Here is a 10,151-nt window from a genome sequence, read left to right as displayed (position 1 = left end):
GATCCGGGCCGGCCGGTGGTCCCAGGTCGCCGCCCAGTCGACGTCGCCGCCGGCCAGCCAGGTCTCGGTCTCCGCATCGAGGCGGGGCGGCGCCTCGCCGCGCAGCACCGCCACCGCCTCGGCGGCGTCGGCGACCACCGCGGCGAACCGATGGGCCAGGGCCTCCCGTCCCACCTGGAGCGTGTACGTGGCACGGGCCATGTCGGTGCTCTCCGCGAGGTGGTCCGCGACCCGGCGCCGGTACTCCGCCAGCGCCGCGGGACCGGACGCGGACAGCACCAGGCGCCAGGGGCCCGACGCCGGGGACACCGGCAGCGGCGGCGGCGACTGCACGACCACGTGGGCGTTGGTGCCGCCGAAACCGAACGAGCTGACCCCGGCGACCCGGTCGCCGGTCCACGGCACGTCGTGGTCCAGCACTGTGAACGGGGTGCCGTCCAGCCGCAGGTACGGGTTGCGCCGCTGCTGGTGCAGCGTGCGCGGCAGCCGTTCGTGCCGCAGGCTCAGCAGCACCTTGAGCAGCCCGGCGATGCCGGCCGCGGCCTCCAGGTGGCCGATGTTCGTCTTCACCGTCCCGACCGCGATCGTGGCGTCCACGCCCTCGAACGCCTTCTTCAGCCCTTCGATCTCGATCGGGTCGCCGAGCCGGGTGCCGGTGCCGTGGGCCTCGATGTAGCTGACGCTCGCCGGGTCGACGCCGCCGGCCCGGTACGCCCGGCTGACGACCTGCGCCTGCGCCAGCGGGTTCGGGGCGGTCAGCGACGGCCCGCGGCCGGCGTGGTTCACCGCGCTGCCCCGGATGACGGCGATCACCTGGTCCCCGTCGGCGACCGCCGCGCGCAGCGGCTTGAGCAGCACGACGCCGCAGCCCTCGCCGCGGCCGTACCCGTCGGCGGAGGCGTCGAACGTCTTGCACCGGCCGTCGGCGCTGAGCATGCCCGAGGACTGGAACGCCACGAACAGGCCGGGGCTCAGCAGCACGTTCACCCCACCGGCGAGCGCCGTGGCGCACTCCCCGGCCAGCAGCGCCCGTACCGCGCGGTGCACCGCGACGAGGGAGCTGGAGCAGGCGGTGTCGACGGCCTCGCTGGGGCCGCGCAGGTCCAGCAGGTAGGAGACCCGGTTGGCCAGGATGCAGTCGGCGAGACCGCTGGCGGTGTGGGCCTCGACCGGCACGTCGTGCGCGCGGAGCAGGTCGTCGTAGTCGCAGGCGGACACGCCGACGAAGATCCCGGTGTCGGTGCCGGCGAGGTCCGCCGGCCGGTATCCCGCGTCGGCGACGGCCTGCCAGGCGGTCTGGAGGAACAACCGCTGCTGCGGGTCCATCAGCGCGGCCTCGCGCGGCGCGATGCCGAACAGGTCGGCGTCGAACGAGCGTACGTCGTCGAGGAAACCGGCGCGGACACCGGCGGTGGCCGGGTCGCCGAGCAGGTCGGTGCGGTCGGCCGGGACCGCGCGGACGAGGTCGTCGCCGGCGGCGAGGTGCCGCCAGAAGGCGTCGAGGTCCGGCGATCCGGGCAGTACCCCGGCCATTCCCACCACGGCGACCGCGTCGGCCGGCAGGTCCGCCGAGGGCTCGGCGGCCTCCGCCGAGGGCCGGGCCGCCGTGAGCCCGGCGTCCACGGTGGCCGGGGCCGGCCGGGCCGGGAGTACGGAGCGCAGGTACGCGCCGAAGGCGGCGAGCGTGGGGTGCTCGTAGAGGACTGTGGGCAGCAGGTCGACGCCGAAGCGCTCGTTCGTCTCGTTCACCAGCCCGGTCAGCGAGATGGAGTCGAAGCCCAGGTCGAGCAGTTGGATGTCCGGGTCGACCTCGTCCGGTTCGACGAGCAGGAACCCGGCGGCGAGCGCACGCAGCTCCGCGTCCAGGTCCAGCTCCGGGTCCGGAACACCGGCCGGGGCCTCCGGCGCGACGTCCGCCGGGCGCTGCACCGCCACCACCGGTTCGGTGCCCGACACGACGCGGTCGAACGCCCGTACCGCGTCGGCAGTCGGCAGCGGGGCACTCCCCCAGCGCCGCGCGAACAACCGGCGGGTGGCGTCGTCGACGGCCATCCCACCGTCGGCCCACAGCGGCCAGCAGACGGACACCGTGCCGGGCCGGCCTGCGGCGAACTCGTCCAGGAACGCGTTGGCGTACGCGTAGTCGACCTGCCCGAGGTTGCCGGTGCGTCCGGCGATCGACGAGCACAGCGCGAGGAACTCCAGCGGCTCCGTGCCGAGCGCGTCCACCAGGTGCCGCAGGCCGAACACCTTCGGGGCCAGCACCGCGTCGACGGCGGCGTCCGGCTTCGTCAGGGCGCGGGCGTCGTCGTGCACGCCCGCGGCGTGAATCACCCCGTCGATGCGCCCGTAGCGGCGGCGGATCTCGGCCACGGCGCTGCGCACGTCGGACTCGACAGTCACGTCCGCGCGGACGAACGCGAAGGCATCGTCGGCCGGCGCGGTCCGGCCGACCAGCACCACCGCCGAGGGCGTACGGGTCGCGGCGAGGTGCGCGGCGAGGTGCCGGCCGACGGCGCCGGTGCCGCCGACCACGACGTACACGCCGCCGGTGCGCCGGACGGCCGGGCCGGGCCGGAACGGCACCATCCGGCGTACCTCACGGACGCCGCCGGTCCAGCGGATGTCGTCCACCCGCTGCTCCGGCGGCCCGGAGACGTGCCACAGGTCCGCCTCGGCGGTCACCCCACCCCGGACCACCGCCCCGGAGAAGCCGCTGTGCTCCAGCGCGAGCGTGCGCAGCGCCGCCGTCACGGCGGTGTACGCGGGCCGCTCGTCCGGGCAGCCGACGACGATCCGCAGCGGCGCGGCCGGATCCGGGGTGAGCACCTCGACGGCGGCCCGCAGGACGGTGTGCAGGCTCTCGCGCACCTCGTCGGCGAGCCCGCCGGCACGGGCCGGCAGGTGCACCACGACCACGTCCGGGTCGGCCTGGTCGTGGCGGCCGCCGAACGTCGGGCCCTCGCCGATCACCCGGATGCGGGCCGGCGGTCGCCCACCCTCCGGCGGCGGCTCGGCCCGCCACTGCGGCCGCAGGTACACGCACGGGTCGCTCTCGGGCACGCCGGTCTCCCGCGCCGCCACGTCCGGCACGACGCTCCCCGGCACCGCCACCTCAGGCACGACGACGGTCTCCCGCACCGCCGCCTCGGGCGCGGCGGTCTCCGGCGCCGTCGCCTCCGGCACCGCCAGGCCCGGCAGCACGGCGGTCCGGCCGTCGGCGGTCAGGTCACCCTCCGGTACGGACGGCGGCGCCGGTGGCCGTGCGGTACCGGTCGGCTCGGGCAGCCACAGCCGCTGCCTGTCGAACGGGTACGGCGGCAGCGGCACCCGTCCCGGCCGTACCGGCCAGCGGCCCGCCCAGGCGACCGGGACGCCGCGTACCCACAGCTTCGCCGACTGGTCGAGCCGGCCGCGGCGCAGCAGGTCGGCGGCGATCTCGGCGCCGCCGTCGCCGTCGAACAGCGGATCGGTGCCGGCAGTCCCGGTGATGACCTCGCCGGCTCGCAGCCGGCGGACCAGCTCGTCGATGTCGGACACGACGACGGCGAGCCGGTTGTCGAACTCCGCCCGCCCGACCTGGGTGCTGTACGCGAGCTGGTCGAGGCGCGGGCGCGTCCGCTCGGCCAGGTCGGCGAGGTCGGCCGTGAGCGTCCGCAGCTGCTCCGGGGTCCGCGCCGACAGCACCACGACGTGCGGCCCCGGCTGGACGGGCGCGGGCGGCGGCGCGGGATGCTCCCGGACCACGAGGTGCGCGTTCGCGCCGCCCGCCCCGAACGAGCTGACCCCGGCGCGCCGCGGCGCGGTCCACGGCTGTGCGCTCGTCGGCAGCAGGAACGACCCGGACAGGTCGATGCGGGAGTTGACAGTGGACAGGTTCGCGCAGGGCGCGATCGTGCCGTGCGCGAGTTGCAGCAGCACCTTCGTCAGGCCGGCGATGCCGGCGGCGCCTTCGAGGTGACCGATGTTGGCCTTGACCGAGCCGACCGGGATCCGCCGGCCGTCCGGCAGCGCGTTACCGAGCGCCCGGCCGAGACCGGCGATCTCGATCGGGTCGCCGAGAGCCGTGCCGGTGCCGTGCGCCTCCAGATAGCCGACGTCGCCGGGTGTCACCCCGGCCGCGGCGAGCGCCCGGACCACCAGGTCGGCCTGCGCGGTGGGGTTGGGGACGGTGTAGCCGGCGGTCCGGCCGCCCGCGTTGACGAAGCCGCCCTCGATGACGCCCCAGATCCGGTCGCCGTCGCGCAGGGCCGCGGACAGGGGTTTGAGCAGTACCGCGCCGACGCCCTCGCCGGGCACGAACCCGTCGGCGCGCTCGTCGAACACCTTGCAGGCGCCGTCGGCCGACAACATGGTCATCGACGACAGCGCGATCAGGTGCGCCGGGTGCAGGACCAGGTTGACGCCACCGGCGACGGCCGCCGAGCACTCCCCGCGGCGCAGGCTCTCACAGGCCAGGTGGACCGCCGTCAACGAGGAGGAGCAGGCCGAGTCGACGGCGAAGCTCGGCCCGGTCAGGTCGAGCGTGTACGACACCCGGTTGGCGATCGACCAGTACGCCGAGTGCCCGTCGGTGTAGCGGCCCTCCGGCCAGCCCTGCGCGGCGGCGATGCGGCCGTACGAGCCGTACATGGTGCCGACGAAGACGCCGGTGTCGCGCGGCAGGGCTCCGCCGAGGGCGCCCGCGTCCTCCAGCATCAGCCAGACGGTCTCCAGGAACAGCCGCTCCTGCGGGTCCATCGCGGCCGCGTCCTTCGGCAGGATGCCGAAGAAGCCGGGGTCGAACCGGTCGACGTCGGTGAGGAACCCGGCCCACCGGCTGTACGTGTGCCCCGGCCGGCCGCGGCGCGGGTCGAAGTGCTCGCGCCAGTCCCACCGCTCCGGCGGCACCTCCGTGATCGAGGTGGTGCCGGTGACCAGGTTCTGCCAGAACCGCTCCAGGTCCGGCGCGCCCGGATAGCGGCCGGACAGGCCGACGACAGCTATCGCGTCCGCGTCGCCCCGGGCGGCGGAGGCCGAGGTGACCGAGGTGACCGAGGTGACCGGGGCGGCCGGGGCGGCCGGGAACGCCGGGACGGCCGGTCGCTCCGGTTCCGCCGGGTGGACCGGCGCCGGCACGGCGTCCAGCGCCGCGACGCCGAGCGTGGCGGCGAGCGGGCCCGGCCGTTCCCGGGCCAGGTGGTCGGCGAGCTGCTCGATCGTCAGGTGCTCGAACAGCAGGGTGGCCGGCAGGTCGCCGAGGTCGGCCGAGAACCGGCGTACGAGGTGCTGGCTGACCAGCGAGTCGACGCCGAAGTTGTCGAACGTGACGTCGTCGTCGAGCTGGTCGGGGCGGTACTTGAGGACCTCCGCGAAGACCGCGCGGACGTAGTCCCGGGCGGCGCGGGCCGGCACCCGGTCCACCGGCGCCGCACCGGCCGTCGCCACGAGCACGCACTGCTCCTGCTCGTCGTCGGGGACACCGGGCATGCCGAGGATCCGGCCGGTCAGGCCCGCCTCGGCGAGCGCCGCGCGCCACCCGGCCGGCGACAGCAGCGGGGAGTGCGGCAGCCGCCGCCGGGCGTCGGTGAACCGCCACCAGCCCGGCAGGAGGCCGAACGTCGCGGTGAGGAAGTCGGAGGCGCGGGTGACCTCGTTGAGCAGCAGCACACCGCCGGGGCGCAGCAGGGATCGGGCATGGCGCAGGCTGCGGACCACGTCCGCGGTGGCGTGCAGGACGTTCGTGGCGAGCACGACGTCGTACGAGCCGGCCTCGAAGCCCTGCCCGGCCGGTTCCCGTTCGATGTCGAGGACGCCGAACCGCAGGCCCGGATGGCGTCCGCCGAAGCGGTCCTCGGCCTCGCGGAGGAACGCGGTCGACAGGTCGGTGAAGTCGTACCGGACGCCCGGGCAGGCGTCGAGGACGAACGCCGAGCCCGCGCCGGTGCCGGCGCCGATCTCCAGCACCCGGCCCGGGCGGCCGTCCGTCCGTCCGAGCGCAGCGGCGGCCTGCGCCGCCACCAGGCGGTGGTAGAAGTCCGCGGCCTGCTGCCCCTGGTAGACGGCGGCGACCAGGTCGGTGCTGCCGCCGGGGAAGAGCACCTCGGTCGGTGAGGTCCGGCCGTCCAGGACGCCGGGCAGGGCGTCGACGCACCGGGCCAGCAACGCGACGTGCGGGGCGAGGTCGGGGTGCCGGGCGAGCACGGCGGCGGTGGACAGGCCGGCCGGGGGCGCGGACACGGCCGCGGCGACGGCGGCCGCCAGCGGCCCGGAGGCCGGCACCTGACGGTCCCGGAGCCGGTCGCGCAGCAGGTCGCGGGCCAGCCCGTCGAGGGTACGGAAGGCCGCGCTGGACCGGTCCAGCGACGGGTCGGTGTCCCCGGCGGCGGCGCCGTCCGTCGAGGGTGGTGCCGCGAGCGCGGTGACGGCGTCGCCGGCGGGCGCCGACGGGTGGACGCCGAGTGCGGCGAGCCCGTCCCTCGTGCCCTTGAGGACAGCCACCTGTGGGTGCGGGCCGGCGAGGATCCGCTCCAGCGCCGCGACGCCCTCGGCCGGCTCGATGGAGCCGATGCCCAGCGTCGCGAACCGGGCCGCGTACCCGGGGTCGGCGACCACGCCGACGCTGCCCCACCAGCCCCAGTTGACCACGCGTACCGGTTGTCCCCGGCGGTGCAGCGCCAGCCCGTACGCGTCCTCGAACGTGCTCGCGGCGGCGTAGTTGGCCTGCCCCGGGGCCGGAGCGAACGACAGCGCCGAGGAGAACAGCGCGAGGAAGTCCAGCGGCTCGCCGGCCAGCGCGTCGGCGAGCACACCGACACCGGCGACCTTCGGCTGCAGCACCTCGGTGAACGCCGCCTCGTCCATCGCGGACAGGGCACGGTCACGGAGCACGACCGCGGCGTGGAACGCGCCGTCGACGGGCCCGAACCGCTGTCGAGCCTCGGCCACCGCGCGGCGGACCGCGACGGCGTCGGTGACGTCGGCACGCAGGTAGACGGCCTGCCCGCCCAGCGCCTCGATCTGCGCCACCAGGGACCGGATGCGCTCGTCCTCCGGGGACCGGCCGAGCCACACGAGCCGGGCACGGCGGGTCCGGGCGAGGTGACGGCTGACTTCGAACCCGATGCCGCCGGTGCCGCCGACGACGAGGTAGACACCGCCGTCGCGCAGCGGCGCCACGCCTGCCGGCCCGGCCACCGGCTCCAGGCGGCGGACCAGGCGGCGGTCACCACGCAGCGCGACGAGTCGGTCGGTGCCGTCCTCGCGGCGGATCGCGTCGGCCGGGGTGACGTCGCCGGGGCCGGCGTCGACACAGGTGACCCGCCACTGCGGATACTCGGCCGCGATCGCGCTCGCCAGCCCGGCCAGGCCGGCGGCGTGCGGGTGGACCGGCTCGCCGGGCAGGCCGGCCACCCCGGACACGACGAATGTGAGCGTCAGCGGTCCCCGGTCCGCACCCAGGTCGAGCAGGCGGCGCAGCAGGCGGAACGCCTCGGGCGTCGTGGAGTCGTCCTGCGGCGGGGCGGCCGGGTCGGCCGTGCGGGCGAGCACGTACACCGTGTCGTACCGGCCGGTGGGCAGCTCGCCGAGCGGCAGCGTGTCGTCGGCGCCGAGGGCGGCGGCGAGCGCGGCGTCGGCGGGGCTGTGCACGGCGAGGGCCCGCCCGGCAGGCGGTTGGCCGGAGGGCGCACCGGCCGGCCGCCAGGCCGGGACGTACAGCAGGTCCTCCGGCGGCGCCGTCACGACCGGCCGGCTCTCGGCCGATGCGGCGCCGGACGCCATGTAGGGGCGCAGCGTCACACCGTCGAGCCGGGCCCGGACGTCGCCGGTCAGGTCGGTGAGGACCACGTCGAACCGTCCGCCGTCCCGGCGTACCACGTGGACGCGGGCGGTCGTCGGCAGCCGGTCCGCGACGAAGACCGACTCGACGGCGAACGGGACGAGCATCCGGTCGGCGGGATCGACCAGCCCGGCGACCGCCTGCAACGCCCCGTCGAGCAGCTGGACGTCGCTGTCGGGGCCGGTGGCGAGCATGCCGAGCGCCTCACCGGCGCCCAGCCGCAGCTCCGTCAGCACCCGGAACGACGGCCCGTAGCGCAGACCGGCCCGGGCGAATCCCGCGTACAGGTCGTCGACCGGACGCCGGACGGGGCAGCGGGCCTCGACTGACGGCAGGTCCACCCGCTCCGGCGGTGCCGGGTCGGGGGCGCGGCGGGTGGCGACGGCGTGCGGTGTTCCCCCGACGGTGAGGGTGATCCGGTCGTCCCGGGTGACGACAGCCGTCACCGGCTCGGTGACCACGACGGGCCGCAGCCAGGTCACGTCGGCGGCACGGGCGGTCCCGCCGGCGGTGGCCTGGCGCAGGAACGCCGCGCCGGGCAGGACCGGGACGCCGTGCAGCGTGTGGTCGGCCACCAGCGGGTCGGCCGGGGTGAGGGCCGTCTCCCGCCGGTCGCGGCCGGTCCAGAAACGGTCGCGGGCGAAGGGGTACGTGGGCAGCGGGATGCGACGCCCGGCCGGCATCGCCGTCCAGTCCACGTCCGCGCCGGCCACCCAGCGCTCGGCGAGGGCGACCAGGTCGGCCGGCGCGCCGGGCGCGGGCGGCCCGCCGGCGAGCTGCCGGACCAGGTCGGCGGTGTCGGCGGCGACGAACGCGGCCCGGACCGCCAGGTGCGCCCGGCCCCGCGCGAGGGTCGCGGCGACGTCGTGGACGTCGGCCGGTTCGGTACGCAGGCGCCGGGCCAGCCGGTCCGTCAGGTCGCGCAGCGCGGACGCGGTACGGGCCGAGACGGGTACCACCACCGGCCCGGTGCCGGTGCCCGCCGTCGCGGCCGGCGCCTCGGCCACCACGAGATGGCAGTTGGTGCCGCTGAAGCCGAACGAGCTGACGCCGGCGACCAGCCGGTCGTCGTGCCACCCGGTGAGTTCGCGCACCACCGGCAGCCCGGGGATCGGCTCGGTGGCGTGCGGGGTCGGTGGCAACTGCCGGTGCCGCAGGCTGAGCAGCACCTTGATCAGGCCGGCCACGCCGGCGGCCATCGTGGTGTGACCGATGTTCGCCTTGACCGAGCCGATCCGGCAGTGCGGGCCGACGACCTGGGCCAGCGCCTTGACCTCGATCGGGTCGCCGAGCGCGGTGCCGGTGCCGTGCGTCTCGACGTACCCGACCTCGACGCCCGCCCGGGCGTGGACCTCACGCAGCAGACGGACCTGGGAGACCGCGCTCGGCGCGGTGATGCCGTTGGTACGGCCGTCGCCGTTCACGCCGCCGGCGAGGATGACGCCGTGGACGTGGTCGCCGTCGGCGAGCGCCCGGTCCAGCCGCTTGAGGACGACCACGCCGACGCCCTCGCCGAGCACGATGCCGTCGGCGGCGGCGTCGAACGGCAGGCACCGGCCGGTCGGCGACAGCATCCCCGTCTGGCTGGTCCAGACCTGCATCTGCGGCGTGCACATCACCGCGACGCCGCCGGCCAGCGCCGTGTCGCAGTCGCCCGAGCGCAGGCTCTCGCAGGCCAGGTGCACCGCCGTCAACGACGACGAGCACGCGGTGTCGATCGCCATCGTGGGCCCGGTCAGGTCGAGCAGGTACGCGATCCGGGCCGGCAGGATCGAGCTGGCCCCGCCGAGGAACGCCTCGCTGCTGTCGCTGCGTCCGTGCCGCTCCAGCAGCCGGGGATAGTCGCCCGCGCCGCAGCCGACGAAGACGCCGCACCGCATCGGCCGCCCGGCGTACCCGGCGTTCTCCAGCGCCGCCCACGCCTGCTCCAGGAAGATCCGCTGCTGCGGGTCCATCGCCTCGGCTTCGAGCGGTGAGATGCGGAACAGCCCGGCGTCGAACGCGTCCACGTCGTCCAGCAGCGCCGCCCACCGGCTGCGGGTGCGGCCGGGTGCGGCCGGGTCCGGGTCGTAGAGTCCCGTCAGGTCCCAGCGCTCGGACGGCACCTCCCGGATGGCGGACCGGCCGGCGGCGAGGTTGTCCCAGAACGTGTCGAGGTCCGGGGCGCCCGGGAATCGTCCGGCCATCCCGATCACCGCGATCGCAGTCGACGGGTCCGCGCCCGGCGACGCCGCGTCCGAGGCCGGTGCGGATGGCGACGCCGGTGCCGGTGTCGCCGCCGGTGCCGGCTCTTGGTGGGAAGGCGACGCGGGCGGTGGGCGGACGGCGAACG

Annotated in this window: 1 protein-coding gene; it reads right to left on the bottom strand. The window is 76.3% G+C overall.

What is annotated here, in order from left to right; translation table 11 throughout:
* The coding region (locus ABD52_RS33790) for an SDR family NAD(P)-dependent oxidoreductase (RefSeq protein ID WP_255352896.1) at positions 1 to 10,014 on the bottom strand (10,014 nt) is incomplete at its 3' end.
* Positions 10,015 to 10,151: the final 137 nt, after the last annotated feature.

Origin of the sequence: Micromonospora sp. RV43 (assembly GCF_001029515.1) — a bacterium.
Taxonomy (GTDB): Bacteria; Actinomycetota; Actinomycetes; order Mycobacteriales; family Micromonosporaceae; genus Micromonospora; species Micromonospora aurantiaca.
The sequence above is the reverse complement of the archived record's forward strand: the minus strand, read 5'-3'. Positions and strand labels throughout refer to the sequence as shown.